At 35.3% G+C, this 25,719-nt stretch carries 26 protein-coding genes; 12 read left to right on the top strand and 14 right to left on the bottom strand.

All coding sequences use genetic code 11. The features are described 5' to 3' along the window. Nucleotides 1-5: 5 nt before the first annotated feature. Nucleotides 6-1,007 carry a Gfo/Idh/MocA family oxidoreductase gene (locus tag MRY82_09080; GenBank protein MCI5073074.1) on the bottom strand — a complete coding sequence of 334 codons (1,002 nt, stop codon included), beginning with the start codon at nucleotides 1,005-1,007 and terminating at the stop codon, nucleotides 6-8. Nucleotides 1,008-1,078: 71 nt separating this feature from the next. Here MRY82_09080 and MRY82_09085 point away from each other — a divergent pair, with 71 nt between their 5' ends. From MRY82_09085 to galE, 4 genes are all read left to right on the top strand, one after another. Further along, nucleotides 1,079-2,374 carry a TolC family protein gene (locus MRY82_09085; protein ID MCI5073075.1) on the top strand — a complete coding sequence of 432 codons (1,296 nt, stop codon included), beginning with the start codon at nucleotides 1,079-1,081 and terminating at the stop codon, nucleotides 2,372-2,374. Beyond that, nucleotides 2,355-3,281, top strand: coding sequence for an HlyD family efflux transporter periplasmic adaptor subunit (locus tag MRY82_09090; GenBank protein ID MCI5073076.1), 927 nt, complete (start codon nucleotides 2,355-2,357; stop codon nucleotides 3,279-3,281). The genes MRY82_09085 and MRY82_09090 overlap by 20 nt, the downstream gene beginning before the upstream one ends. 5 nt (nucleotides 3,282-3,286) lie before the next feature. Next, nucleotides 3,287-5,263, top strand: coding sequence for an ABC transporter permease (locus MRY82_09095; GenBank protein MCI5073077.1), 1,977 nt, complete (start codon nucleotides 3,287-3,289; stop codon nucleotides 5,261-5,263). A gap of 95 nt (nucleotides 5,264-5,358) precedes the next feature. Then, a complete protein-coding gene (galE, locus tag MRY82_09100; protein ID MCI5073078.1) occupies nucleotides 5,359-6,327 on the top strand; it encodes a UDP-glucose 4-epimerase GalE in 969 nt (322 codons plus the stop codon). On the opposite strand, the gene MRY82_09105 is transcribed toward galE, so the two are convergent. Then, nucleotides 6,313-7,524 (bottom strand): undecaprenyl/decaprenyl-phosphate alpha-N-acetylglucosaminyl 1-phosphate transferase, encoded by a 1,212-nt coding sequence (locus MRY82_09105; GenBank protein ID MCI5073079.1) that lies wholly within the window; start codon nucleotides 7,522-7,524, stop codon nucleotides 6,313-6,315. The genes galE and MRY82_09105 overlap by 15 nt on opposite strands. Nucleotides 7,525-7,533: 9 nt before the next feature. Beyond that, nucleotides 7,534-8,547, bottom strand: coding sequence for an AI-2E family transporter (locus tag MRY82_09110; protein MCI5073080.1), 1,014 nt, complete (start codon nucleotides 8,545-8,547; stop codon nucleotides 7,534-7,536). Nucleotides 8,548-8,723: 176 nt separating this feature from the next. Here MRY82_09110 and MRY82_09115 point away from each other — a divergent pair, with 176 nt between their 5' ends. Further along, nucleotides 8,724-9,620: a LysR family transcriptional regulator gene (locus tag MRY82_09115; GenBank protein MCI5073081.1), complete on the top strand. Its 897-nt coding sequence runs from the start codon at nucleotides 8,724-8,726 to the stop codon at nucleotides 9,618-9,620. Here MRY82_09115 and MRY82_09120 read toward each other — a convergent pair. Continuing rightward, the gene (locus MRY82_09120) at nucleotides 9,617-10,510 is read right to left on the bottom strand and encodes a DMT family transporter (protein MCI5073082.1); all 894 of its coding nucleotides are present in this window, start codon (nucleotides 10,508-10,510) and stop codon (nucleotides 9,617-9,619) included. The two genes, MRY82_09115 and MRY82_09120, sit on opposite strands and share 4 nt — an antisense overlap. A 58-nt stretch (nucleotides 10,511-10,568) precedes the next feature. Between MRY82_09120 and MRY82_09125 the strand changes: the two genes are divergently transcribed. Next, nucleotides 10,569-11,894, top strand: a complete 1,326-nt coding sequence (locus MRY82_09125) for an aminopeptidase P N-terminal domain-containing protein (GenBank protein MCI5073083.1) — start codon at nucleotides 10,569-10,571, stop codon at nucleotides 11,892-11,894. Between the two features lie 19 nt (nucleotides 11,895-11,913). Beyond that, on the top strand, nucleotides 11,914-12,708 hold the full coding sequence (locus tag MRY82_09130) for a class I SAM-dependent methyltransferase (protein ID MCI5073084.1): 795 nt from the start codon (nucleotides 11,914-11,916) through the stop codon (nucleotides 12,706-12,708). Nucleotides 12,709-12,773: 65 nt separating this feature from the next. Here MRY82_09130 and MRY82_09135 read toward each other — a convergent pair whose 3' ends face one another. The 9 genes from MRY82_09135 to MRY82_09175 form a co-directional block, all read right to left on the bottom strand. Next, the gene (locus tag MRY82_09135; GenBank protein ID MCI5073085.1) at nucleotides 12,774-13,202 is read right to left on the bottom strand and encodes a hypothetical protein; all 429 of its coding nucleotides are present in this window, start codon (nucleotides 13,200-13,202) and stop codon (nucleotides 12,774-12,776) included. Nucleotides 13,203-13,278: 76 nt separating this feature from the next. Next, complete coding sequence (locus MRY82_09140) at nucleotides 13,279-13,908, bottom strand: iron-sulfur cluster assembly protein (protein MCI5073086.1); 630 nt, start codon at nucleotides 13,906-13,908, stop codon at nucleotides 13,279-13,281. Nucleotides 13,909-13,910: 2 nt separating this feature from the next. Next, entirely contained in the window at nucleotides 13,911-15,149 is a 1,239-nt protein-coding gene (locus MRY82_09145; protein MCI5073087.1) for a SufS family cysteine desulfurase, read from the bottom strand. A gap of 6 nt (nucleotides 15,150-15,155) precedes the next feature. Continuing rightward, nucleotides 15,156-16,397: a Fe-S cluster assembly protein SufD gene (gene sufD, locus MRY82_09150; GenBank protein ID MCI5073088.1), complete on the bottom strand. Its 1,242-nt coding sequence runs from the start codon at nucleotides 16,395-16,397 to the stop codon at nucleotides 15,156-15,158. 1 nt (nucleotide 16,398) lies between these two features. After that, nucleotides 16,399-17,172, bottom strand: a complete 774-nt coding sequence (sufC, locus tag MRY82_09155) for a Fe-S cluster assembly ATPase SufC (GenBank protein MCI5073089.1) — start codon at nucleotides 17,170-17,172, stop codon at nucleotides 16,399-16,401. A gap of 23 nt (nucleotides 17,173-17,195) precedes the next feature. Beyond that, entirely contained in the window at nucleotides 17,196-18,659 is a 1,464-nt protein-coding gene (gene sufB, locus MRY82_09160) for a Fe-S cluster assembly protein SufB (protein ID MCI5073090.1), read from the bottom strand. 10 nt (nucleotides 18,660-18,669) lie between these two features. Further along, entirely contained in the window at nucleotides 18,670-19,155 is a 486-nt protein-coding gene (locus MRY82_09165) for an SUF system Fe-S cluster assembly regulator (GenBank protein MCI5073091.1), read from the bottom strand. A gap of 103 nt (nucleotides 19,156-19,258) precedes the next feature. Next, complete coding sequence (locus MRY82_09170) at nucleotides 19,259-20,437, bottom strand: serine/threonine protein kinase (protein MCI5073092.1); 1,179 nt, start codon at nucleotides 20,435-20,437, stop codon at nucleotides 19,259-19,261. Between the two features lie 69 nt (nucleotides 20,438-20,506). Next, nucleotides 20,507-20,827: a J domain-containing protein gene (locus MRY82_09175; protein ID MCI5073093.1), complete on the bottom strand. Its 321-nt coding sequence runs from the start codon at nucleotides 20,825-20,827 to the stop codon at nucleotides 20,507-20,509. A gap of 104 nt (nucleotides 20,828-20,931) precedes the next feature. Here MRY82_09175 and MRY82_09180 point away from each other — a divergent pair, with 104 nt between their 5' ends. Further along, nucleotides 20,932-21,306: a DUF423 domain-containing protein gene (locus tag MRY82_09180; GenBank protein ID MCI5073094.1), complete on the top strand. Its 375-nt coding sequence runs from the start codon at nucleotides 20,932-20,934 to the stop codon at nucleotides 21,304-21,306. Here MRY82_09180 and MRY82_09185 read toward each other — a convergent pair. After that, a complete protein-coding gene (locus tag MRY82_09185) occupies nucleotides 21,303-21,815 on the bottom strand; it encodes an acyltransferase (protein ID MCI5073095.1) in 513 nt (170 codons plus the stop codon). The two genes, MRY82_09180 and MRY82_09185, sit on opposite strands and share 4 nt — an antisense overlap. Nucleotides 21,816-21,860: 45 nt before the next feature. Here MRY82_09185 and MRY82_09190 point away from each other — a divergent pair, with 45 nt between their 5' ends. The 4 genes from MRY82_09190 to MRY82_09205 all read left to right on the top strand — a co-directional run bounded on the left by MRY82_09190 (nucleotide 21,861) and on the right by MRY82_09205 (nucleotide 25,688). Beyond that, nucleotides 21,861-22,565 carry a glycosyltransferase family 2 protein gene (locus MRY82_09190; protein ID MCI5073096.1) on the top strand — a complete coding sequence of 235 codons (705 nt, stop codon included), beginning with the start codon at nucleotides 21,861-21,863 and terminating at the stop codon, nucleotides 22,563-22,565. A gap of 246 nt (nucleotides 22,566-22,811) precedes the next feature. Then, nucleotides 22,812-23,561: a hypothetical protein gene (locus MRY82_09195; protein MCI5073097.1), complete on the top strand. Its 750-nt coding sequence runs from the start codon at nucleotides 22,812-22,814 to the stop codon at nucleotides 23,559-23,561. 97 nt (nucleotides 23,562-23,658) lie between these two features. Then, on the top strand, nucleotides 23,659-24,942 hold the full coding sequence (locus MRY82_09200) for a DEAD/DEAH box helicase (GenBank protein ID MCI5073098.1): 1,284 nt from the start codon (nucleotides 23,659-23,661) through the stop codon (nucleotides 24,940-24,942). An 86-nt stretch (nucleotides 24,943-25,028) separates the two neighbouring features. After that, on the top strand, nucleotides 25,029-25,688 hold the full coding sequence (locus MRY82_09205; GenBank protein MCI5073099.1) for a glycosyltransferase: 660 nt from the start codon (nucleotides 25,029-25,031) through the stop codon (nucleotides 25,686-25,688). Nucleotides 25,689-25,719 lie beyond the last annotated feature (31 nt).

Below are 25,719 nucleotides of genomic sequence, written 5' to 3' on the forward strand. Positions count from 1 at the left end.
AATCATTAAACCTTAACTTGCACAGCTTGTCCATTCATCTCTAAAGAGTTCTGACAACTGTGCAAAACTTTTAAAACATTAAGGCCTTCATGGCCATCGGTTAAAGGTTTGGTTTTATGTTCAATGCACTTTAAAAAATGCAAGCATTCTTCTTTTAAGGGTTCTACAGACTGGTCATAAGCAAGGGCTTCGCCTTTGGGCTTTTGCGTAACATACTCTCCTTGAATGAAATCCACGCTTTTATCATACAAGACCAGCTTTTGTTCGGCTTGAGCGGCATCATCAAAGACTACCATCTTTTTTTGACCAACAAGAACCAATCGTTGTTCTTTGAAAGGGTGGAGCCAACTTACATAAATATGGCCTCTAATACCACCGGGAAAAACAAAGGAAGATATGGTGGTGTCTGCAATATTGGGCTGTAAATAACTTCCGCCCATAACATTCACCTGCAGTGGCATGCTTTGGGTAAACCAAAGCATAAGAGAAATATCGTGAGGTGCAAAAGACCATAAAATATTTTCCTTGGTTCGTATTTTACCTAAATTGAGACGATTGGAGTAAACATATTCAAGTTTGCCCAATACACCTTCATCTAGCAGTTTTTTGAGAGTTTTGATGCATGGGTGATACTTTAAGAGATGTCCAACCATTAAGGTTACTTTGGATTGTTTTGCAAGTTCAATCAATTCCTGGGCATGGGAAACTTCTAATGAAAGTGGTTTTTCAACCAAAACATGTTTTTTGGCTAATATAGCCTGTTTAGCTAATTCATAATGGCTCTCAGCGGGGGAGGCAATGACAACATTGCTTACTTGCGGGTGGTTTAGAGCGTCTTGGTAGCTTTTAAATATCTGGCAAGGATAGGTTTGAGCTAATTTTTCTGCTCTTTTTTCATCATGGTCATAGATGCCAAACAGGGCATTGAGCTCATAAAAGTTTCTGACATGGTTTTTACCCCAATAACCCGTTCCGCAGACCAAGGTTTCTGCTGTATGTGTATTCATGAAAAATACTATAGCGTAAGTACGTTTGTAATTTAAGTTTTCAAGCACTTTCTGGTATAAATAGCCGGCAAATGTTTGAGCGCAAAAACATTCAAAAAAAGTTTCTTCAACATAAAAAGCAGAGTTTTGTTTTTTTTGGAGTGTTGTTTATTGGACAAATTTCTTTTGCTTTAACTTGGGAACAAGCTAAAGAAAGTCTTAATGACAATAACTATAAGTTAAAAACAAGTTTTGAAAATATTAATATTGCAAGAAATGATCTATCAAAACCGCTTTCGCAACTTTATCCAATTGTATCTTTAAGAGGAGCTGCTGAGCGTTTTTTACAAGAAGATGCATCTTTAGGTTTTAGGTCTTTTTTGGGTCCCAGGCTCACTTGGTCTTTGTATCAAGGAGGTAAAATAAAAAATACAATCAAGCAATCACGTATTAATATCAATAAGCAAAGAACTTTGTATGGCCTAAACCAGGCAGAGCAAGAGTCTCAGTTGAGGCAAGTTTTTGCTAATGCTGTTTATGCTAAAAAAAATATTGAGTTAGCTAAAAGGTCTTTACAAAGGGCTAAGAATAATAGTCGTTACATACGTTTGCGATATAAAGGTGGACAAGAGTATGTATGGGTATTTCAAAGCTCACAAAAAAACATTTTAGAAAGTGAAGCAAACTTAATACAATCTCAACAAGAAGCAAAAAAAGCACTTTTCAGTCTGAGACAAATGATTGGTCAGGAGGAAGTTCAATCCATTGATGCCATCAGTGAAGAACATTTTTCAGTTCCAAAAAATATAGAAACCATTGATATCAAAAAATATTTAGGAAAACATCCTGAATTAAGAATGGCACAGCAAGATTCAGATATTGCAAAATTAAATCATAAAGTTGCAAAGGCGGATCGTTTACCATCCTTGTTATTTAGAACGGATTTTATTATTGCCGATACAGATGATTCTCAAGTTTTTCCTTTTTGGTACGCGGGTATCAATTTTTCTGTCCCAATTTTTGAGTCGGGTCGTTACAAAAAAGCTGCACAAAATGCAAAAGTTAAATTTAGACAATCTCAAAGATTGCTTGAACAAAAACAGCAACAACAAGAGCAAAATATAGAGCAGAAAATATCTAACTACCAATGGGCTTTAAAAAATCTAGATGTTGCAAAAATAAATTTAGAGTCGATGAACAATAAATATAAACTATTTAAGAAGCAATATAGAGAAGGTTTGGTGCCTTATGTGCAATGGGATAGCGCCCAAAAGGAGCTAAGAGCTGCAGAAAGTCAGTGGATTCAGGCTTTACAGTTTTTACAAGTAGAGTATGCAAAATTATTATTAGCTTTGGGAGTAACAGAAGATGAATTTAAAAATAATTAGTTTCTTGTGTACCATAACTTTATTTTTGCTCTGTTCATGTCAGCGAACTGAGCAGCAAAATCAAGTTGAAAAGTTTGTTTATTATGAATCTAGTCAAGAAACGTTGGTTAACTATATTGAAACCAATGGAACGGTTGAGCCAAGAAATAGTGTTAGTGTTACAGCACCTTCTAAAGGAAGATTAGAAAAACTTTTTATTGAAGAAGGGGATCGTGTGCGTAAAGGGCAAGTTATTGCTATCATGAGCTCAGATAAACGAGTTCAAATTTTAGATATGGCAGCCAATGAAAGTTTGGAGGAAAAAAAATATTGGAGGGAACAAATACTTCCAACGAAAATATTTTCACCAATAACAGGAGATGTGCTTGAAGTTGTTACAAGGCCTGGAGATACCGTAGTTAATGAGATTGCAAGAATATCAGATCGTCAAATTGTAAGAGCAAATATTGATGAAATAGATATCTCAAAAGTAAAGATTAATAGTGATGTTGAAATTTATTTTGATGCTGATGATGAGCAAAGCTTTTTTGGTGAATTAAAAAGAATAGCTCAAACAGCAACTAAAATCAGAAATGTTAGCGTTTATCCCATAGAAGTGTTCTTTGATGAAGATGATATTAAAAATAAAAACTTTACCATTAGATCTGGAATGTCTGTGACCATTAAAATACCCATTAACAAGGTTGAAGAGGCCACTTCTATTGATGCAGCTGCAGTGAATAGTATGTCAAATAGGACTGTGTCTGTAAAAATGAAAGACAACAGTTTACGTCAGATAAAGTTAGGAAACATATATGGAGATAAAGTGCATGTTGTTGACGGTTTAAAAAAAGGTGAAGAGGTTAAAGTTAGAGCGTTTAAAACAGAGGCAAAGAAGAAAAAGAGTATTCTTAATTTTTTTAAGTAAATAGTATGGCACTGATACGTCTCAAAAAAATATCCAAGATATATCAACAAAGTAAAGAAGTTGAACCGTTTAAGGCTTTAGATGAAATTGATCTTGAAATAGAAAAAGGCGAGTATGTAGCCATTGTTGGACCATCAGGTTCTGGAAAGTCAACCTTATTACAAATTTTAGGTTTGTTAGATAGTCCAAGTTCAGGAGATTATTATTTTGATGAACAAGACGTTTCGGTCTTAGGAGATGATGAACTAACCTTTTTAAGATCAAAAACTATTGGTTTTATTTTTCAAATGTTCAATTTGCTTCCAAGAATTTCATCAGTTGAAAATGCAGCGCTGCCTATGATCTATAGTGGGCAAAAAGATCAGACGTGGGTTAAAGAAATATTAACTCAGTTGGGATTGGAAAATCACTTTGCTAATACTCCTGCTCAGCTTTCAGGAGGACAGCAGCAACGTGTTGCTATTGCAAGATCTTTGGTTAACAAACCGCAAGTGGTTTTTGCTGATGAACCAACAGGAAATTTACCGCAAAAACAAGCTATAGAGATTATTAAAGAGTTAGAAAGAATGCATCAGTCAGGTATTACATTGGTGATTATTACGCACTCAGGTGATTTAGCAAAACGTGCTGATAGAATTATAAAAATTGTTGATGGAAAAATTGTTGAAGATACAAAAAGTAAATCACAAGAAAAAAAATATTCAAATAAAAAGCAAAATGATTTTGAAGCAAACTCTTCAAAAAAAATTAATCCAAGTTTATGGTTGCAAGTCACAAAAATGTCCTTGCAGTCACTGTTAAGAAATAAAGTGAGAACCTTTTTAACGATGTTGGGCATTATCATAGGCGTTTTTTCAGTAACTTCAATGCTTGCCATAGGCGATGGTGCAAAAAAATCCGTTGAAGAAGAGTTGAAACAAATGGGCTCAAATATGTTTAGAGTATCAACCTCATGGCCCAAGGTCAAAGGTAGTCAATCACACCAAAGAACAATTACAAAAATAAATCCAACAGACTTAGAAAGCATAGAAAAGGCTATACAAAGTTCAGATAGTATAAAGTATGCAGCTGGTACAAGAGATACTGAAGGAGTGATCACTTACCAAGGCTACAGTTACACAACAAAATTGATGGGCGTAAGCTCATCATTTGAAAAGATGAGGAATCTTCAGGTTAGGTATGGTCGATTTTTTACTGATTATGAAAATAGCAAGCAGGCCAAAGTCTGTGTTTTAGGTGATACAGTTTATAGCAACATTTTTAAAGAAGATATTAACCCTGTTGGAAGGTCAATCGATATTAATGGGAGTAAATATAAGGTGATTGGTTTATTGCCAAAAAAAGGCAGTAGTTTTACCGGTGACATTGATGATGTTGTCTATATGCCAGAACAAACACTAATCAATAGGATATATGGAAGAAAACAGTATCGCCACCTTTTTGTGGAGGCATCCAGTACAGACAAGATTGATGCTGCAATGGCGGAAGTGACAAGAATTTTACGTCAGAACCATAGATTACCAGACGAAGTTGAAAATGATTTTAAAATTAAGAACTTTGGTGAAATAAGAAAAACCATTGATAGCATATCAAAAAACTTTTTGATCTTAATTATTGTTATTGCTTTAATATCGTTGATTGTGGGTGGTATTGGAATTATGAATATTATGCTGGTTTCAGTGACAGAAAGAACAAGAGAAATAGGTTTAAGGAAAGCGGTAGGTGCAAGAAAAAGTGATATCTTAAAACAGTTTTTAATAGAATCCATATTGATTAGTATGATGGGAGGTTTTATTGGTGTTAGCGGTGCCTATATAGTTGGTATGGTTGTAGAGTATTTATTTAATTGGGAAATCGTTTTTAAAGCATACATGATCATTTTAGCGTTTGGCTTTTCAATGTGTGTTGGCGTGTTTTTTGGCTGGTACCCCGCAAAAAAGGCTGCTAACTTATCTCCAATACAAGCATTAAGGTATGAATAGCAAAACTCTAAAATTAAAGGCTGATTGTATGTTATGTAATGTTCAAAGTACGGCTTAAATTTTAACACTAAAGATAAAACCTGGGTAAAATAAAGATGAAAAAAGTGCTGATTACAGGTGGAGCAGGCTATGTGGGGGCTTATGTTGCACAATATTTAAGAGAAAAAGGCTATGAGCCGGTTATTTATGATGATTTATCAACCGGTCATAAAGAACATATACGTAGCTTTAAACTATATCATGCTAGCTTGTCTAATGAAGAAAAATTAGATGAATGCTTTGTTAACGAAAAACCAGCTTTGGTTATTCATTTGGCGGCCAGTGCCCTTGTTCATGAAAGTGAAAGTAATCCAGTTTTGTATTACAAAAACAATATTGAAAACAGTATTAAGTTAACCGATGCAATGCTCAGACACAACTGTCGTAGTATTATTTTTAGTTCCAGTGGTGCCAGTTACGGTGAATCAAAGCAAGTTCCTATGTTAGAAAGTCATTCTCAAAACCCTATCAACAGTTATGGTATGAGCAAATTGGTTTTTGAGATGATTTTAAAAGATTTGGCAAAGAAAAATAAACTATCTTATGTTATTTTTCGTTTTTTTAATGCTGCGGGTGAAATTGAACGTTTTAATGGTGGGGAAGTTCATGACCCAGAAACACATTTTATACCCAACCTATGTAAAGTTGCTTTAAATCAAGATTCTTTGTCTGTTTTTGGTTCAGACTATAAAACAAAAGATGGAACTTGTGTTAGAGACTATGTTCATGTTGAAGATTTATGTGAAGCACACTTTTTAGCAATGAACCATTTAAACAATAATAAAGAATCTTTGATTTGTAATTTAGGGTCGGGTAAGGGGTACTCCTTATTAGAAATCATCAACAGTTTTGAAAAAATAATACAGAAAAAAATTAATGTTAATTTTTTACCGCCAAGACTTGGTGATCCAGCAGAATTATTTGCTGATATAAATCGAGCAAAAAATAAACTTAATTGGCAGCCTAATAAAAATTTAAATGATATTTTGAAATCTGCTTGGAATTTTCATTCAAGAAGAGTTTGAAGAATCAAATGATTGTAAGGCTTTTTGCCATTGACTTTCTTGCAAGTCTTGGCGATGTTTTTTTGCTTGAAATGCATCGTATTCTAAAGAAATCAAAAATTGAAAAATAAAAAAGCAATAAGATATAGTAATTAGCCAAGCAATAAAAGTTGGAGCTTGAGTGCATAAACAGGCGCACAAACTCCCAAAAAATGCCAACTTGTAGCAAGTGAGGGCTACTTTTTTATGTGATAAGTACCGACGCAATAGTCTATGGTGGATATGGTCACCATCAGGCTTCATGATTTTCTTAAAAAGTTGCTTCATAAAAGACCAAGACTGTTTTAAAGAGTAAGGTCTAAAGTAAAAGTTATCAATGTGTTTTATTGCTCGCCTAGTCAAAGCGATGCCAGTATCTAAAATAGGGAGGCTCAAAAATAAAAAAACTACATAGATAGGGTAGGGTACACTTTGTGAGCTTCCGGGAAATTGAGAAAAACTTGCTAGAATGAAGCCTAAGCTAAGACTTCCACTGTCTCCCATAAATATTTTTGCTGGTGACCAATTAAAAACTAAAAAAGCGCTTAGACTTGCAATAAGAATTAAACTCAACCAACCTAAAATGGGTAAAGAGATGAAAAAAGATAAAACTGCAATGGATGCTAAAGTAATCCAAGCAACACCCGCAGCCAGGCCATCTATACCATCAATGAAATTAAAAGCATTTTGTAAACCAACCAAGAATATAACAGTAATAGGCAATGAAAAATGATTGAGATCAATGGTGTAGCTTGCGCTTAAGGCAATATACCTTATTTTAAATCCAAGTAAAAATACCAAACCAGCAATGGCAATTTGAAAAAAAAGTTTGTGTTTAGCTTTTAAGTTTTTAAGATCATCAACAAGGCCCAATGTGAACGTTAAACTAATACCTACATAAATTGAAAGAAATAATGGAGAGCTTGTAAAGACTTGGTAAACTTTGGGTTTTAAATATAATAATAGGACAGTTCCAATGAAAAAGGTACATATAAAAGCCACTCCACCAAGTCTTGGTGTGGGTTGGGTATGGACTCTTCTTTCTTCAGGAAGATCAAGGAACTGAAACCTATGAGAAATATAAAGAATTATTTTAGTTAGAGTGTAACAAGCAACAAAGCTTACTGTTGTAATAAAAAGTAAAAATAATAATCGATCTTTTATGAAATACTCTGTCATGATTGGCTTTTAAAGGGGTTCATCTTGATAACTGAGTTGACCTTCAAGAAGCTTTGCAATTTTTTTTGTGGCATCAATTTGTTCAAGAATGATTTTTAATATAGAGGTCATGGGCACCGCTAAAAACATGCCTGGGATTCCCCATACCAAACCCCAAAAAAGTAAGCACAAAAGTATAGTTACTGGATGAAAACCTAAAGTTTGACCCAGTAATTTTGGTTCAAGAATATTTCCCCAAAGCATTTGTATGGCAATGCTAATGATCAGTAAAATGTAGAAGGGAAAAGTAAAGCCAAACTGTAAAATGGCCAAAGGTAGAGGCAATAATACGGCTATGATTGAACCAATGTTTGGAATAAAATTGAGTAAAAACGTTAATACGGAAAACATTAATACCATTTCAACATTCAATACGCTCAGTAAAATTCCCTGAGAAACAGCTGTTCCAAGAGATATAAAAAATTTTGCAATACTGTATTGCGATACTTGCTTTTGCATAAGGTCAATTGTTTTTGATCTGAATGTGTTTTTTTGTGTTCCAAAAAATAAAAACAAAACGAAAATAACAATAAGTGCAGCGTTACCAAGAATATTTAACAGTTCACCACTTACATTAGCGATTAAATCAAAAACAGGTATGTTTTGCAGCATAGACTCTATAGAGTCTATATTGAGATTGATGCTCCATTTTTTTGCAATGCTCTGTAAGAAACTTAAAGATTCAATCACTTTGTTTTGATATTGCCATGCATTTTGAGCAAAAGCTTGTAAAGATTGAACAATAAATACAACCAACATAGATGCAAAGACCAAGAAACCCAGCATGGTAATTAAAATTGAAAAATCTCTAGATAATTTGGCTTTTTTTTGCAAAAAGATTGTTATCGGCAAAAAGACAGCGTACATGAATACCGAGATGACAAAAGGAACTGCAATATTTTTTACATAAGCAAGCGAAAAAGTTAAGGCAATAGCAGTTAAAATGAGAAGGCAAGACTGAGATAGCTTATCTACTTTATTCATGTCTTTCAATTATCTTTAAATATATCAAGATGCAACTATTGCGGACTTTTGAAACAGGCACCTATGCTTTCCCCTACAAAAATGGGCCTAAAATCTAGAAATCTTATATAAAAATAAATAATTGAAATCAAATTAATATTCTTGAACATTGAATAAATTTTATTTATATTAAGAGTATGGAGTTTCACGATTTAGAAGTATTTGTGGTTGTAACACAAGAAAAAAGTTTTTCCCGAGCAGCAAAAAAAATCTTTAGAACACAGCCCGCTGTAAGTTTAGCAATTAGAAGATTAGAAGAAGAAATGGGAGGAGCTGTTTTTGACCGAGCCAGCAAAGAACCGATCTTAACAGACATAGGGCGTATTTTATATGAATATGCTAGAGAGTTACTAAACTTAAGAAATCAAGTTATACCTGCGGTTGAAGAGCTGAAAAGTTTAAAGCGAGGTATCATACGCATAGGTTCTAACGAAACAGGAGCCATATTTTTACTCCCACACATTATAGAATACAGAAAACAGTTCCCAGATATAAAAGTTGAGGTGTTGCGGTTTAAATCTCGGATGATACCGGATGAAATCATGAAGAGAAACATAGACTTGGGTATTATAGGCTATGACCCTAAAGATCCTCATCTATCAGCTCCTATTGTTTATGAAGATCATTTGTCATTGGTTGTTTACCCGTCACATAAGTTTGCAAAAAAGAAAAAAGTTAACATTAAAGATTTAGCGGGTGAAACATTTGCAGCCCATTTTGTAAGAGCAAGTTTTAGAGATCAGATTATCAGTTTATTTGAAAAAAAAGGAGTTCCGCTCAATATAGATGTTGAGTTACCTACGGTAGAAGCAATCAAGCAGTTTGTAGAAATGAAACAGGCTGTTGCGATGGTACCCAGTATGTGTATAGAAAGTGAAGTTCGTTCAAAACGTTTAGTAGACGTAGAAGTTAGTGAGATTAAGGCGATCCAAAAAAAATTACGAGCAGTTCATATTAAAGGAAAAACCCATACCTCATTTGCTGCAAGAGCATTTATTTCAATTTTACAAAAAAATAAGGATATAAAGTTTTAAGCTTTTTGGTTTATATTGCTTGATTTGGATTTTCTAGCATTGACTTTTGCAGTAAATACACCGCAAGCAATAATAATCGATGCTCCAAGCAAAGCCCATACATCGGGTCTGTCCTTGAAAATAGTTATTCCAAAGAAATAGCCAAATACAGGGCTAGTGTAGCTGAATAATGCTAATGTACTGGCTTTTTCAAGTCTTAAAGCGTAAGTCATGGAGATTTGTGCAAATAATGCAGATATACCTGATAGGCATAAGTATATCCAAACCCTTGTTGATAAGGGGTTCCAGTAGTATAGAGCTGTTGGTAATGTGAAAAGCGTAGAGAAAAAAACAAAATAAAAAACGATGGTGAGCGGGTTGTCGCTTTGTCTGAGCTTTCTAATGACAAGAGATATGATTGCAACACCAATTGCTGTACTTAAAGCAGAAAGAGAAGGAATTAAATTAAAGCTAAGGCTTGGTTTTATAATTAAACTTAAACCTAGTAAGAAAAAAGGAATCATCCAAAAAACAAAAGAATGCGATTTTTCTTGAGCAATCCAAGGGGATAAAAATGCCACAAACAAAGGAGATGTCGAGACCAGAACCATAACGTCACCCAATGGCAAGTTCATGACAGCAAAAATGAAAAACTGCAATTGAATAGCGCCATATAAACCGCGTAAAAAAAGTAATTTGCGCTTGGTTCCCCATAAAGACAGGCCTTGATGCTTGGCAATAGCATAAAGAATAGGAATTGGAATGATGGAGCGAAAAAAAACCGCCTGAAAATGATTGGCTTCATCACTTGCTAACTTGATGCAAGTTGAGGTTATCACAAAAAGAAACACGGATATAATTTTCCAAAATATACCTGAGTGAATAAAGTACACGCCTCTTTGTACGCGCATTTGATCAAAATGACGAGATAAGTTTGTCGTTTTTAGTTTTATGCAGTATGAAAAGTACATGTTAAATACGAATATTCCAAAGTATTTTAAGCAGCGCCGTCAGCAACTGGTTGATTCTATTGATGAAGGTGTTTTTGTATTTCCATCGGTTCAAGAGGGTAAGGGGGCCGTGATTAATTATCTTTACCGTCAGGACAGTAGTTTTTATTATTTATCAGGGTTTGATGAAGCAGATGCGTGCATTGTTATTGTCAAAACTAAAAATCAGCATAAATTTATTGTTTTTGCCCAAGATAGAGATCCTAAAAAAGAGTTGTGGGATGGTGAGCGTTATGGCTTAAAAAGAATTAAAGAGATATTTTCTGCTGATGAAGTTTATCATTTGTCTGACTTAGAGCATGAGTTGCCAAAGGTATTATCCGGACATCAGCATGTATATTATAGTTACGGCAAAGATGAATATTTTGATAAAAGAGTTTTTACTGCTTTAGAAAATCTACGCAAAGTGCAAGGCAGAAGTGGAAAGGGTTTGTTAACTTTAAAAGATCCAGTTGAAGTCTTGGGTGAGCTTAGAGTGATTAAAAAAGCCGAAGAAATTGAAAAAATAAAACATGCTTGCAAAGCTTCTGTTGCTGGACATAATGCAATTTTAAGTCAAGCTAAGCCTGGAATAACTGAAAGACAAGTGGAAGCTATTTTTGAATACACAATAAAGATGAATGGTTGTAGCAGAACAGGATATTCAAGTATTGTTGCTAGCGGTGCCAATGCAACCTGTTTACATTATGTCAGAAACAGTAATGAGCTTAAAGCGGGTGATTTATGTTTGGTTGATGCTGGTGGTGAACATGACTATTACTCTGCTGATATTACCAGAACATTTCCAGTCTCAGGAAAATTTAGCCAAGAACAAAAAGAAATTTATGAGGTGGTGTTAAAAGCACAAAAAGCGACGATTTCTGCTTTAAAGCCAGGCGTGCCGTATGAAAATAATTACAAAATTTCATGTGAAGTCATGACTCAAGGTTTAATAGACTTGGGGATTTTGCAAGGAAGTTTAGAAGAAAATTTAGAAAAAATGACTATAAAAAAATTTTTTCCACATAATATAGGACATTGGTTAGGCGTAGATATTCACGATGTTGGTATGTATTCAGATGAAAAGGGAAATTCTAGATCTCTACAAGATGGTATGTTTTTAACAGTTGAGCCGGGTTTATATTTTAACCCTGAAGATGATTCTTATCCTGAACAATATAAAGGAATAGGTGTGAGAATTGAGGATGATATATTGATTACTGCTGATGGGCATGAAAATTTAACTGCAGGTGTTCCTAAAGAAGTTGAAGAAATTGAAGCCATTCGTCAAGAGGCAATAAAGTAATTAGTGTTGATGAATAACAATGTATAGCAAATATGAATTGTATGAAGCTTCAGTACAGGACCCTCAGGCTGAAGTTGATTTTTGGCAACAAGCAAGTCAAGAGTTGATTGGAAAACCAGCGCGCAGTATGCGCGAAGATTTTTGTGCAACTTTTTGGAATGCCGCTACATGGGTTAAACAGCATAAAGATAATACAGCCATAGCTGTTGATATCTCTAAAGATGTTCTCGACTATGGCAAAAAAAAACATTTTGATACACTTTCTTCTACTGAGCAAAGCCGTTTGCGTATTGTTCAAAATGATGTGATGAAAGTGAATGACCCAAAAGTTGACATGGTCACGGTGTCTAATTTTTCAATTTTCTTTTTTAAAGAGCGTTTGAAACTATTGGCTTACTTGAAACAGGCTTTAGGTGTTCTCAATGATAAAGGGTTTATTTGTGTTGATGTTTTGGGGGGAACGCAGTCAGAAGATGATGATTATGAAGAACGAACATTTAAAGTTCCCAGAAGCAAAGAAGAAATAACCTATATATGGGAGCAAGAAGAGTATAATCCTATAAGTCGAGAAACACGGTACTCGATTCATTATAAATTTAAAAATAAGAAAAAGCTTAAAAGAGCATTTACCTATGATTGGCGTATGTGGAGTATCCCAGAATTAAAAGACTTAATGTTAGAGGCAGGCTTTAAGGATGTTGTTGTTTATTGGGAAGAGGACGATGAGGACGGTGAGGGCAGCGGTGTTTACTCGCAGCATGAAGATGCTGAAAATTGTGCTTCATGGATTGCTTACGTCATAGGCATTAAATAAGATAATTACAGACTAAAAGACATACCGTACTATGGAAGTATGTCTTTTTTTGAATGAGTTTAAATTTATTGGCATTTAAATTCCATAGTAACCAAGTAATTTTCACCTAATATAGTGTCGGTTGCAACACCACTCATACCAACAACTTTCCCAGTGTTTTCACCGGATGAACTATCACTTGTAGTAAAAATACCTACACCAACAATTTCAGCAGCCTTACTTACTTTTTTGGCAGTATTATAGCTTGTTTCGTCCATTTCACCAGTATACTCTTGTTTTTCAGAGACAACCGCGTAGCCTTTTTTCTCTTTCTTTTTGCAATAACGCTTAGCTTGCTTAAGGGCATTTTGTGCTCCTTGCTGTTTTGATTCAGCTTTGACTGAAACTTTATGCAAGTTATTGAGACCCGGTCGAACATCTTTATAACCAGCACATGAGCTTAAATTTGCCACGACCAGTAAAAAACCTAAAGTTAAATATATTTTATTCATCATTTCTCCTTGTATCTAAATTTATCAATTAATTTAGTAAAACAAAGTGAACTGAACATGAACATATTGTTTGCTAAAACTACATTAAACCAAGCTCTAATTTAGCAGCTTCACTGATCATATCCTTATGCCAGGGAGGTTCCCAAGTTAGATCAATTTTAACATCTTTTACAGTTGGGACGCCTTTTGCTTTTTGTTCTATTTCAGCCGGTAAGGTTTCAGCAGCTGGACAATTAGGCGTGGTGAGTGTCATGGTGATGGTGGCAATATTGTCTTTATCAAGGCTGATATTGTAAATTAGACCTAGGTCATAGACGTTGACTGGAATTTCAGGATCGTAAACAGTTTTTAACTCCTCAACAATCAATTGTTCAAGTTCTTCATTATTAGAAGGGAGTTTTGGTTTGTTGGGGTTTTCAATGGCAAAACCTTCCATATTATCCTGTTGTTTCCAATCAACTTTTGCACCGTGTAAATTTTGAGCACTCTTTGCATCAATATAAGTGCTAAAGTTCTTGAATTGTATAACGACATCATCAGGTTTTTTTTGATGAGCTTCTTCAAGAGAAAAATAATACTTGAACTTGTCAATTAAGGTTTCTGTGATTTGGATACGCAAGACCATGGTCTCTTTATTTGACGCTTCAATAAATGCGCATACTTTTTCTTTGGCAAGGTCGCTAAAACTTATATTAAGTGGGTTATTCATCGTTATCCTAACATTTTAATAGATTTGTTCAATGCATTGATAAAATAATCAACTTCTTCATGCGTATTGTACATGGCAAATGAGGCTCTACAGGTTGAAGAAATTTTAAAATGATCCATGATCGGTTGGGCGCAGTGGTGTCCAGACCTTACTGCAATTCCCATTTGATCCAGGAGCATGGCAATATCATTGGCATGAATGTCTTGATGATAAAAAGATAAAATCGATGCTTTATGTTCTGCTTGTCCTATAACTTTTATCCCTGAGATTTTTTTAATTTGCTCTTGAGCTGAATTCAATAGGCTTTGTTCATGCGCTTCTATAGTCTGGAGATTGTATTGATTAAAATAATCTAAGGAAGCAGAAAAAGCAATGGCTCCCATGATATTGGGCGTACCAGCTTCAAAGCGTGCTGGAGCGTTTTTATAAGTTGATTCTAATGGGGTAACGTGATCAATCATTTCTCCACCTCCATGGAAGGGGGGGAGCGTGTTTAAAAGGTCTTCTTTGCCATACAGTGCTCCAAACCCTGTAGGGCCATAAAGTTTATGCGCTGAAAACATCAAAAAATCACAATTTATCTCTTGAACGTTTATTTTTTTATGAGCAATACTTTGTGCTGCATCTACAACAGTTAGCGCATTGTATTGGTGGGCAAGGTCAATCATCGCATCAATAGGATTAATGGTCCCTAAGGCATTGGATATATGAGAAAAAACAAGCAACTTGGTTTTATCATTAAGCAATGTTTTATATATGTCCATATCCAACTCACCTAAATCATTAATAGGAATTACTCTGATTGTAGCTTTGTTGGCCTGAGCAAGCATTTGCCAAGGAACAATATTAGAGTGATGTTCCATTTCAGTCAGGATGATTTCATCCCCAGGATTGATTTTTGTAGCTAAAACATGGGCCAATAAATTACTGGCTTCCGTTACACCTCTGAGAAAAATAATTTCATTTTCAGATTGAGCATTAATCAAGTTTTGAATTTTTTTACGAGTAGCTTCTAACAATACTGTAGAACGTTGACTTAAGCTATGAATACCCCGGTGGACATTGGCATAATCATGTTTTAAAAAGTGACACAATTGATCAATCATGTGCTGAGGTTTTTGTGTTGAAGCAGCGTTATCTAGATAGACCAAAGGTTTTGAATTGATGCTTTGATTAAGAATGGGAAAGTCTTTTCTAACTTGCTCAACATCAAATGTTTTTTTATCAACTGTTCTTTGCATGGGAAATCAAGCTTTTTTAAAAAGGTTATCCAGTAAGTACGTGTTAATATAGCTTTGAACGAAGTCTACTTTACACTGCTCTGTGACTTCATTTGCATAGGCTTGAATAAGTGCTAGTTTAGCATCATATTCTGAAAAACCCCGTGAACGTAAGTAAAATAACTGTTCCAGGTCAAGTTCACCCACAGTGGAACCATGGGCACATTTTACATCATCGGCAAAAATTTCAAGCTGTGGGACTGAGTATGATGAGGCATCGTCCGATAACATCAGATTACGATTCATTTGTTTAGATTCTATTTTTTGAGCATCTTTTTCTACATAAATTTTTCCAGCAAAAGCAGCTTCCGCCGTATCATTTAAAATACCTTTAAATAATTCAGAGCTAAATGTATTAGCATGACCATGGTAGATATTGGTGTAGTGATCATGAAACTGCTTGTTTTTTGCAAAATATAAGCCTGACAAATTGGTTTGAGCGTTGTCTTGCAGCAGTTGAACAGAAGCATCTAATCTAGAGCGATAAGCGCCAAGAGAAAAATTAATAATGTTGCTTGTACTGTTTTTGTTTTGAAAAACATCAATACTACTCTGATGAATGGCTTGTTGTACATCGTCTTGAATACGAATCAGCGTGAGATGAGCATTGTCATCACAGTGAATGCTTAAGGTTTGGTTTTGAAAGTAATTATCTTGAGCGACTTGACCAGAAAAAAACTCTACAATAGTAACCTTGCTATTTTTACCAACATTGATTTTGTTTCTATTATTGATTGCAATCCTATTGCCATTAACAGAGTGCTGAATGACCAGAGTTTCCTCTACATTCGTGTTAGGCATGACATCAATTTGGTAACCTTGCCTTGAAAAAACACGATTGATGTCATGAAGCGTGTTCCATGTATGGGTTGTTTGTTGTTCATTTTTACATGCAATATCTTGTTCTTGGTCTTGATGAGTTTGCCCAAGTTTTAGTTGATCTTTATTATGAGTATTATTAATTTTAAGTTGACCATTGATCAAGTGCGCATGAACGGGGTAGTCTGGCTTATACAATGGATCAGTCTGTAAAGAATCTTCCTTATCAACCAGATAATTAAAAGCTTGGTAATCATTTTGCGATAGTTTATTGTATTTAAAGGCTTCAATTTTTTTATTAGGAAAGCCCTGTTCCATAAATTTTAACCATGCCTGTTCTTGATGGATGGTTAAAGCCTCTTTTTGTTTATATTGATCAATTATTGTCACGTTATACTCCAGGAAGAGAAACCGTTTTGCTACTGTCTTGGGTTAACCAAGCATAACCTTTTTCTTCTAGCTCTAAGGCCAGAGATTTATCGCCGGTTTTTATGATTTTACCATTGGCTAAAACGTGAACCACGTCAGGGACAATATAGTCCAACAAACGCTGGTAATGTGTGATCACCAGCATACTTCTGTCTTTGGATTTTAAACTATTAACACCTTGAGCGACCACTTTTAAGGCGTCAATATCTAGGCCTGAGTCTGTTTCATCTAAAACAGCAAAGTCTGGTTCGAGCATGGCCATTTGTAAAATCTCATTGCGTTTTTTTTCACCACCAGAGAAACCATCATTGACCGAGCGGTTTAACAAGTCTTTAGGCAAATCAAGTAATTCAGTTTTGCTTTTGAGAACTTTTAAAAAGTCTGCAGCATTGAGTTCTTCTTTGCCTTGTGCTTTCAATTTAGCATTGAGACAGGTTCTTAAAAAAACAGTATTTTTAATACCTGCAATAGCAACGGGGTATTGAAATGCTAAGAAAATACCCAGCCACGCCCGTTCTTCTGGCGCTAGATCATTGATGTTTTGTCCTTTGTATTCAATACTGCCTTGGGTTATCTCGTAGCCATCTTTGCCAGCTAAAACATAAGACAAGGTACTTTTTCCTGAACCATTGGGTCCCATAATAGCATGGACTTCTCCAGGTTTTATCTCTAGGTTAATCCCTTTTAAAATGTGTTTACCTTCAACTTCTACATGTAAATTATTAATTTTAATCATTGCTTTTCCTCAAAAATATAATGTTATCCTACGCTTCCTTCTAAACTAACTTCTAAAAGTTTTTTTGCTTCTACAGCAAACTCCATAGGGAGCTCTTTAAATACGGACTCACAAAACCCATGGACAATCATTTTAACGGCTTGTTCGCCATCTAAACCTCTTTGTTGACAATAAAACAATTGATCTTCCCCAATTTTTGCGGTGGTGGCTTCATGTTCAACTTGTGTACTTGAGTTTTTGGTTTCTAAATAAGGGAAAGTGTGAGCACCACACTCATCACCAAGGAGTAAAGAGTCACATTGAGAGTAGTTTCTTGCATTTTTGGCATTTTTCATAACTTTAACCAAGCCCCTGTAGGAATTGTGACTTTTGCCTGCTGAAATACCTTTAGAAATGATGGTGCTTTTGCTGTTTTCACCAAGGTGAATCATTTTGGTTCCAGTATCGGCTTGTTGGTAATTGTTGGTTACGGCAACTGAGTAAAACTCACCCACGGAGTTTTTGCCTTTTAATATACAGCTTGGGTATTTCCACGTGATGGCAGAGCCTGTTTCTACTTGCGTCCATGAAATTTTTGAAGCTTCACCAGCACAAATCCCTCGTTTGGTTACAAAATTATAAATGCCGCCTTTACCGTTTTTATCCCCAGGGTACCAGTTCTGTACGGTAGAATATTTTATTTCGGACCTTTCTTTGGCAACCAACTCAACAACCGCAGCATGCAACTGATTTTCATCACGCATGGGAGCAGTACAGCCTTCAAGATAACTGACATAAGAGTCATCATCAGCAATAATTAAGGTTCGTTCAAACTGCCCGGTATTCATGGCATTAATTCTAAAGTAAGTAGACAGTTCCATGGGACAGCGAACACCCTTGGGTATATATACAAATGAACCATCAGAGAAAACAGCCGAGTTCAAAGCAGCGTAATAATTATCTGTATAAGGAACAACGGTTCCTAAATATTGTTTTATAAGTTCAGGGTGATCTTGGGCCGCTTCAGAAAAAGAGCAGAAAATAATTCCTTTTTCAGCCAGTTCTTTCTTATACGTTGTTGCAACTGAAACACTGTCAAAAACAGCATCAACAGCAACGTTTGCATTGGCAACCCCGGCCAATGCTGCGCGTTCATGTAGAGGAATTCCGAGTTTTTCATACATTTCTAAAAGCTCTGGATCCACTTCATCCAAGCTTTGTGGTTTTTCATCATTTGACTTAGGGGCAGAGTAATACACAATGTCTTGATAATTAATTTCGGGGATCTTTAAATTTTGCCAAGAGGGAACCGTTAATGTTTTCCAATGTTCAAAAGCCTTGAGACGCCAATCCAATAAAAATTGAGGTTCTTTTTTTATGGCAGATAATTTGGCTATGGTCTCTTCATCAAGGCCTGGATCAAAAGAGTTTGCGGCGATATCAGACGAGAAACCGTACTTGTATTGAGATTGGGTTAGTTCTTTTATTTGGGCATTATCATTAGACATAAAACTTCCTTTAAAACTCCTTATTCATTGGGAGTTCTGATTGTTGGTCATGGTTTTTTTCCTGAAGCTTGTATTCAGGTATAACCAAAGATTTTTTTAACAAGTCATCCAATTTTAATTTTGCAAGTGTTTCTCTTAGACTTTGATTGATCACTTTCCAGTGCGGTTTAATGAAACAGTCAGCATGAATAGTGCAGGTTGATGCATCATCAACTGAACATTCAGTCAAGGTAACCGGATTATCTAAAGCTTCAAGGATTTCTATTAAAGAGATATCTTCGGCATTGCGCAGCAGAAAGTAACCACCTTTATTGCCTTGAGTTGAAGATACAAGGCCTTGATGACTTAAAATTTTAAGAACTTTTGCGGTCATCGGCGTTGATATGTGCGTTTCTGACGCAATTTTTGTTGCTGATAAAGCGCCTTGCACATGGTTTTTTGCAAGGTAGGCCATGATGACCATGCCATAATCAGCTTGTTTACTCAGTTGAATCATAATCGTACCCGACAGGTACTATTAAAGAACTTTTATGTCAAGAAGACATGCGCAAAAATATATCTAAGTCTATGAAAACATTAAGTAATAATGATAATTAGAATCATTTGTATTTTAAGATCAAAGACTGGGCCAACTCTTTTAGTTTTAAAAAGGTGGGTAGGACATGGTTTTCCTTGAAATCTACGAGGGTTTCATATTGAAAGAACCACATATAGGCTATGGCTGAGCCAACACATAAAAACGCAAGAAGAAGTAGGGCAAAAAATGATTTTTTTGAGTTATTGTAATTAATGATCTTGGTTTTATAGAGATGCAAAGATTTTTCTGGTGAAGAAAGCTCTTGAATCAACTCATTGGGAAATAATCGTTTAACCTCTTTAACGTGTCCTTCTTTTAATAGGTAGTTTTGAAGGTGTATTTTAGCGTTAGAGATATTGTTTTTCTTAAAATAGCGTTCACACCAACTTCTTACTTTCTTGGCAGATTCTGGTCGTTGGTTTGGATCTTTTTTCATGCACTGATGAATGAGGTTACGTTGAGACCAAGAAAATCTACGTGATAACTTTTGATGCTTTCCTTGCGCAACTTCTTTAAGAAGCTTCTCTAAAGTACCAGATTTAAAAGGCTTAAGTCCTTCAAGTAATTCAAACCAAACAACCCCTAAGGAATAAATATCAACTCTAGAATCTATATTATCTTTACCCAAAGCTTGCTCTGGGGACATGTAGGCCGGGGTACCCATGATACTCCCTGGAATGGTAAAGGACTCTAGATCAGCACAAAATGAAACGCCAAAGTCCATTAACTTTATGTTGCCATCACTGCGAACAAAAATATTGGCCGGCTTAATATCTCTATGAATGATGTTGTAATTGTGCAGGTATTCCAAAGCACAAGCAATTTGATATATAATACATACACTAATGTCTTGGGGAATTCGAACAGATTTGTCCATTAAATCTCTTAAGTCTAAACCATGGCAGTATTCAAGAACAATATACTGAGCTTTTTTGGTTTTTATGTAGTCGTAAAGATGCACAAGGTTTTCATGGCTCAAGTGCGCCCAAATTGCGGCTTCACGATTAAAACGGGCACTGAGGTCAACGTTTTCTCCATAACTCTCAGGAGAAAAGCGTTTAATGGCCACTTCCCGATTGAGTGAGATTTGATTAGCAAGATAAACGGTTGCGGTTGAGCCACTGCCCAAAATCTTTTTAATTTGATAGTCTGGAAGATCTTTTTGTAAAAGGCTTTCGGGTTTTTGATGTGTGCTTGCCATGTGTTAGTCTTCTATTCTAACAGCACAGTACTAAAATGAAAATAAATCAAATGATTTAGGCATTGATTTTTATGTATTTTTTAGGTGTTTTTTGAGAAGAGCATATGCAGCATTGAGGTTTTGCATTTTTTCAGCATTTTGTTTTTTTTTGACATTGGTATCTGGGTGGTATTGTTTTGATAATGTTCTGTACTGGCTTTTTACCTCTTCTAAAGACGCATTGGGTTGAAGATTAAGATCTCTGTATGCAGCATTGATGTCATTTTGAGAGGCACTGATGCCAGTTTTGTTACTTTCTAGAAAAATTTTTTTAAGGTAATAAAATAAAAAATAGATTGCCAAAATAAATAGAACTTTTCTTAACAATAGCATGGCTGACCATACGATCATAGCCTGAGATAAAGCTCAATATAAAATTAAAAATTTTGAGTATAAAAAACAATAACAGCGAGTGAATAGCTTGATTTTTTTTATGCTTTGAATACTGTTTTAAAATGTTTTGGTTAAGATGGGGTATTATTCAGTGTTTTTTGTCAGTGGCTCTAGGAGCATTTGCTGCGCATGCTTTAAAAGATAATATTACTGAGTATTATTTAAAAGTTTTTGAAACATCTGTAAGGTATCAGTTTTTTCATGGTTTAGCCTTAATCTTGGTGATACTTGTTATGCAAGCCTACAAACTGCAATTAAATATAGTAGCAAAAGGCTTTGCTTTTGGCAGTATTATTTTTTGTGGGTCATTGTATGCACTGGTCTTAACTCAATATAAATTTTTTGGAGCTGTAACTCCTATAGGGGGCAGTCTTTGGCTTTTTGCTTGGGCAGTTATGTTTTTTAAAACCTTTACAGTCAGGGCTAAAAATAATTAACGGTAGCGTATTTTTTTTGCTGGATTACCCGCTACGATGCTATTTTCCTCTACATCTTTGGTTACAACAGAATTTGCTCCTATTTGAGCACCGCGATGTAAGGTTACTCCAGGCAAGATAACGCTTCCTACACCGATATCAACACCATCTTCAATGCTTATTTTTTTAAAATTAAGAGGAGCATTAAGTATGGAGCTGTATTCTAAGGAAAGTTCATGGCTGGATGTGATAAGCTTGCAGTAGGCACCTATGCCAACATTTTCTCCAATATAAATTTGACCTGCAGCATGAATATAGCAGCTTGGACCTATCCAAACATTGTTTCCAATAACAAGTTTTCCATTGTGGTAGGCATGAATATAACAATCATGGCCAAAATAAATGTTTGAGTTTAATTCTATGTTTTCTGGATGAAAAAAACGACAGCCATCCTCAACAATAATATTGTTTTTCTCTAAGTCTACATTAACTAAGCCATCACCAGTACCATAACTTTTAAACTTTCTCATGACAATAACGTGACATGACTTTAATTGGCTGGCAAGCTAAACATCATGAATCAAATTACTTTTCAGCAATCCTTAAGCATTGTTGTAACGGCGTACAATGAACAAGCTGTGTTAGAGATTTTTATTAATCAGCTTATGCATTATTTGCAAGCGCACGTAAAACAGTATGAAGTCATTATTGTTAACGATGGATCAAACGATGCAACGCCAAAAATTATGCAAAGTTTACGCGAGCAGTACCCTCAATGGATTGAGTTAGTGCACCTTGAGAAAAATTCTGGCATGGGAGCGGCATTGGAAAAAGGATTTTCTCGGGCTCAATATGAGTGGCTGACATTTTTTCCTGCTGATGGTCAAATCAAACCGATTGAGCTGAATAAAATGTTCACTGTACTTGAGTCAAGTAAAGTAGACTGTGTGACCACAAAGTATAAAAACAGAAAGTATACGTTAAAAAGAAAGGTCATTAGCTGGGTTTTTCATGGTTTAACAACACTTATCTTAGGTCAAGACCCAAAAAACCAAGGAATTTATTTACTTAAAAAATCCGTTTACCAGCAGTTAAAACTCTATTCAAACACATTTCTTTTTAACTTAGAGTTGCCTGTAAAAGTACAAAAAGCAGGGTATATCTTGCAAGAGGTTAAAATTCTCTTAAGTCCAAGAATCGCGGGTGTGTCAAAAGCAATGCAGAAACCCCGTATACTGTCTACCTTGTGGCAGATGTTACTTATTCGAAGCAAGGGCTGAGTTTCAAAAGTCTTAACTTAATGCTTGCATCATTGACGCTGGTAAAACTATGGTGGGCCGAGTGTTTTCTGTTTAGTTAACTATCTACTTGTTTTTTAAATGATTTTAATCAGTTTTTTGTTTTTATTGTTGACAAAAGCAGTTGCACTACATTACATTATACCGCACTAGAATAGTTCGCATGTAAAGTTGTTTTTTGAGTATGTCGAAAGATCAATTTGCACAGCCTTTCAAGGAGATATTATTTTGAAAAATAAAACATCATCTACCCAAACCCAGATTGTACCCCCTATTACGGATGAAGATCTCAGTACAGACGCTTTTTTTAATGAGTTGGATGTTGCCTTTGAAGAAATTCAAATGGATCCAACGCCAGTTAAAAGAAAAGTTGGGAAAACCAAAAAAAGAAAATCCGCCTTTGCTAGAAAAACAGCCAAGTCAGGTGCTCTTGAAGTTGGACCCATGCAGCAGACTTATATCTCACTGGCTAAAGACCATTTAAAACCTATTTCCAGATATTTAAAGGCTATTCGGCAAGGGATTAGCTCTAAGGAATTGCTTGAAGTGATTACCTTAATTGTAGAACCTTTAAGTGTAAAAACTAAAAAAGTGGGTCTACCTCAACATGCAAAATCCTTGCGTGACTTTAACAAAGTGGTCAAAAGTATTTTGGCGGTTAAACAAAAGAAAATCAAAGCGTCTGAAAGTAAGAGTTTAATTTTTGCCTTTGCTTTGGTTAAAAAAGATTTTGGTTTAAATTATCGAGGACACTCAACGGCAGTTTTAAATGTATTGGCTTTCTACAGAACACTTAAGAAAAGTAAAAAAGTAAAAGACCAAGATATCAAGCGTTTGTTCTCTATTGGTGTGCCTTCAATCACTATGTTGAGACAAACTTCCTTAGAAGAGTTATCAAGCTTGACGGGTATTGATATGGAAAAAGTCAAAGACTTACGTGATTTAGCACGCAACTTTACTTTATTTGAGCTTGTTTAAAAATATTAATCTGGAAAACTTACTTTCCACCTTGTCCTAGTAAAAGGGAGCTTCATAGCTCCCTTTTTTATTTTAGTTTGTGATATAGAGAATGTGAATGCAGCAAGAACAAACATTTCAGCTAAGTGAAGCGCAACAAATAGCCATGGATAGCATTGTAGAGAAAGGTAATTTTTTTATTACTGGTCCAGCAGGTGCAGGAAAAAGTTTTTTTGTTAAGCACTACATCAGACAACTGTTAAAACAGCACTCAAAAAAAGAAGTTGCAGTTTTGGGGAGTACGGGTGCTGCAGCTATTTTGATTGGTGGTAGAACCTTTCACAGCTATTTTGGTTTGGGTATAGGTCAAGGCACACACGATCAAATAGTAGGTAGAGCAATAGATAATAAACGGGTGGCCTGGCGCTTACGTAAAGCAAAAGTTATTATTATTGATGAAGTTTCAATGATCCCTGGGCAGCTTTTGGCTGCAGCAGAACATATTACTAGAATTGTAAGAGAGAGCGATGAAGCCTGGGGAGGCGTAAAAATTATATGTGTAGGTGATTTTGCCCAGCTGCCCCCAGTATCTCAAGCTTATCAAAAGCCATGGGCATTTATGCACCCAGTATGGCAGTTTAGTGGTTTTGAGCCAATTGTTTTTGATAAAAGTATTCGAAGTGAAGATGCGTATTTTTTAGAGCACTTACATCAAATTAGAAAAGGAACATTTTCACAAACAACAGCCGGATTTTTAGATAGTTTGATGGAGCATGAGCCAAAAGAGTTTTCGACACACTTATATGCCAGAAAAAATCAAGTGGCATCGTACAATGCTGCAAGATTGGATGAAATAGATGCGAGCAGCAGTTTTTTTACAACAGTTTATCAAGGTAATGAGCGCTACTTAGAAAGCTTTAAACGCAGTTTACCCATTGAAGATATCATAGAGCTTAAAATAGGGGCACTGGTTATGATCCGAATCAACGATCCAAAAATGCGTTATGTCAATGGTACGCTTGCCAGAGTTGTTAAGACTGAACCTGAGTTGCTTCATTTGTTGACTGAAAAAGGACAAACAATTGAACTGGAAAAGGTAAAGTTTTCTTTGTTAAATGCCGATGCCGAAATTGCTTTAACTGCAGAAAACTTTCCAGTGAGTTTAGCTTGGGCCTCAACCATTCATAAGATTCAAGGAGCCACTATAGATAGGATAAGGGTGGGGATAGAAAATCTCTGGGAGCCAGGACAAGCTTATGTTGCTCTGTCTAGGGTCAGAAAAGCGGAAGATATAGAGTTAATAGCTTGGGATGAGAACAGCTTAATGGCGGATCCTATGGTTATGCAATTTTATGAAGAAGGCTGCCCGGTTGATTTTAGTGATCGATTTGAAGCGTTCTAATTTTGTCGCACCGGCTTACTAAAAAAACACCATCTATTTAAAATAATTGAATTATTTCTGGAACAAAAATTGCTTAGTAATGTACTATGCTTAAGTTAGTGGATAAAGCTTTAAAAAAACAATTGAAAGCTAGCATAGTTTTACCAACCTTCAACAGAAAAGACTTTTTAAAAAGATCAATTAATTCTGTATTGCTGCAGAAATATACACATTGGGAGCTGATTGTTGTTGATGATGGTAGTACGGATGATACCTATTCATTTTTATTGGGAAACTATTATCAGTTTAATAATATAAAAATAATACGCATTGAAAATTCTGGGCCAGCTATAGCAATGAATACAGGTGCCAGATTCGCTACTGGAAACATACTGTTTTTTTTAGGAAGTGATGATGAGCTACTTGATAACCACGTCGCTTTTAGAATGAAGATGCACACAGAAAATCCAATGATAGACATATTTCATGGTGGTATAAAAGTTCTGGGGGATCATTGGGTTGCAGATAAAGCGAACCCTAAAAATAAAGTAAATATATATCAATGTTCTGCTGGGGGAACTTTTTCAATTAAAAAAAATGTTTTTGATACATTAGAAGGTTTTAAAAATTTAAATTTTGCTTCAGATGCAGATTTTATAGAGAGGGCAAGTAAACAGTTTCTGGTTTCAAGAATTGATCTTCCCGCAACTTATATTTATCACAGAAATCACAGTAATAGCATTACAAAAAACATATTGTCCGATTAAAAAACAAGCTTTTTTGTCTGAAAAAGGTATA

The organism is bacterium, from assembly GCA_022763185.1.
Taxonomy (GTDB): domain Bacteria; phylum Bdellovibrionota_G; class JALEGL01; order JALEGL01; family JALEGL01; genus JALEGL01.

What these genes read in the sequence shown, in the direction of transcription:
- MRY82_09080 (MCI5073074.1), bottom strand. Translation starts at nt 1,007, where the DNA reads ATGAATACACATACAGCAGAAACCTTGGTCTGCGGAACGGGTTATTGG.
- MRY82_09085 (MCI5073075.1), top strand. Translation starts at nt 1,079, where the DNA reads ATGTTTGAGCGCAAAAACATTCAAAAAAAGTTTCTTCAACATAAAAAG.
- MRY82_09090 (MCI5073076.1), top strand. Translation starts at nt 2,355, where the DNA reads ATGAATTTAAAAATAATTAGTTTCTTGTGTACCATAACTTTATTTTTG.
- MRY82_09095 (MCI5073077.1), top strand. Translation starts at nt 3,287, where the DNA reads ATGGCACTGATACGTCTCAAAAAAATATCCAAGATATATCAACAAAGT.
- galE (MCI5073078.1), top strand. Translation starts at nt 5,359, where the DNA reads ATGAAAAAAGTGCTGATTACAGGTGGAGCAGGCTATGTGGGGGCTTAT.
- MRY82_09105 (MCI5073079.1), bottom strand. Translation starts at nt 7,524, where the DNA reads ATGACAGAGTATTTCATAAAAGATCGATTATTATTTTTACTTTTTATT.
- MRY82_09110 (MCI5073080.1), bottom strand. Translation starts at nt 8,547, where the DNA reads ATGAATAAAGTAGATAAGCTATCTCAGTCTTGCCTTCTCATTTTAACT.
- MRY82_09115 (MCI5073081.1), top strand. Translation starts at nt 8,724, where the DNA reads ATGGAGTTTCACGATTTAGAAGTATTTGTGGTTGTAACACAAGAAAAA.
- MRY82_09120 (MCI5073082.1), bottom strand. Translation starts at nt 10,510, where the DNA reads ATGCGCGTACAAAGAGGCGTGTACTTTATTCACTCAGGTATATTTTGG.
- MRY82_09125 (MCI5073083.1), top strand. Translation starts at nt 10,569, where the DNA reads ATGTTAAATACGAATATTCCAAAGTATTTTAAGCAGCGCCGTCAGCAA.
- MRY82_09130 (MCI5073084.1), top strand. Translation starts at nt 11,914, where the DNA reads ATGTATAGCAAATATGAATTGTATGAAGCTTCAGTACAGGACCCTCAG.
- MRY82_09135 (MCI5073085.1), bottom strand. Translation starts at nt 13,202, where the DNA reads ATGATGAATAAAATATATTTAACTTTAGGTTTTTTACTGGTCGTGGCA.
- MRY82_09140 (MCI5073086.1), bottom strand. Translation starts at nt 13,908, where the DNA reads ATGAATAACCCACTTAATATAAGTTTTAGCGACCTTGCCAAAGAAAAA.
- MRY82_09145 (MCI5073087.1), bottom strand. Translation starts at nt 15,149, where the DNA reads ATGCAAAGAACAGTTGATAAAAAAACATTTGATGTTGAGCAAGTTAGA.
- sufC (MCI5073089.1), bottom strand. Translation starts at nt 17,172, where the DNA reads ATGATTAAAATTAATAATTTACATGTAGAAGTTGAAGGTAAACACATT.
- sufB (MCI5073090.1), bottom strand. Translation starts at nt 18,659, where the DNA reads ATGTCTAATGATAATGCCCAAATAAAAGAACTAACCCAATCTCAATAC.
- MRY82_09165 (MCI5073091.1), bottom strand. Translation starts at nt 19,155, where the DNA reads ATGATTCAACTGAGTAAACAAGCTGATTATGGCATGGTCATCATGGCC.
- MRY82_09170 (MCI5073092.1), bottom strand. Translation starts at nt 20,437, where the DNA reads ATGGCAAGCACACATCAAAAACCCGAAAGCCTTTTACAAAAAGATCTT.
- MRY82_09175 (MCI5073093.1), bottom strand. Translation starts at nt 20,827, where the DNA reads ATGATCGTATGGTCAGCCATGCTATTGTTAAGAAAAGTTCTATTTATT.
- MRY82_09180 (MCI5073094.1), top strand. Translation starts at nt 20,932, where the DNA reads ATGTTTTGGTTAAGATGGGGTATTATTCAGTGTTTTTTGTCAGTGGCT.
- MRY82_09185 (MCI5073095.1), bottom strand. Translation starts at nt 21,815, where the DNA reads ATGAGAAAGTTTAAAAGTTATGGTACTGGTGATGGCTTAGTTAATGTA.
- MRY82_09190 (MCI5073096.1), top strand. Translation starts at nt 21,861, where the DNA reads ATGAATCAAATTACTTTTCAGCAATCCTTAAGCATTGTTGTAACGGCG.
- MRY82_09200 (MCI5073098.1), top strand. Translation starts at nt 23,659, where the DNA reads ATGCAGCAAGAACAAACATTTCAGCTAAGTGAAGCGCAACAAATAGCC.
- MRY82_09205 (MCI5073099.1), top strand. Translation starts at nt 25,029, where the DNA reads ATGCTTAAGTTAGTGGATAAAGCTTTAAAAAAACAATTGAAAGCTAGC.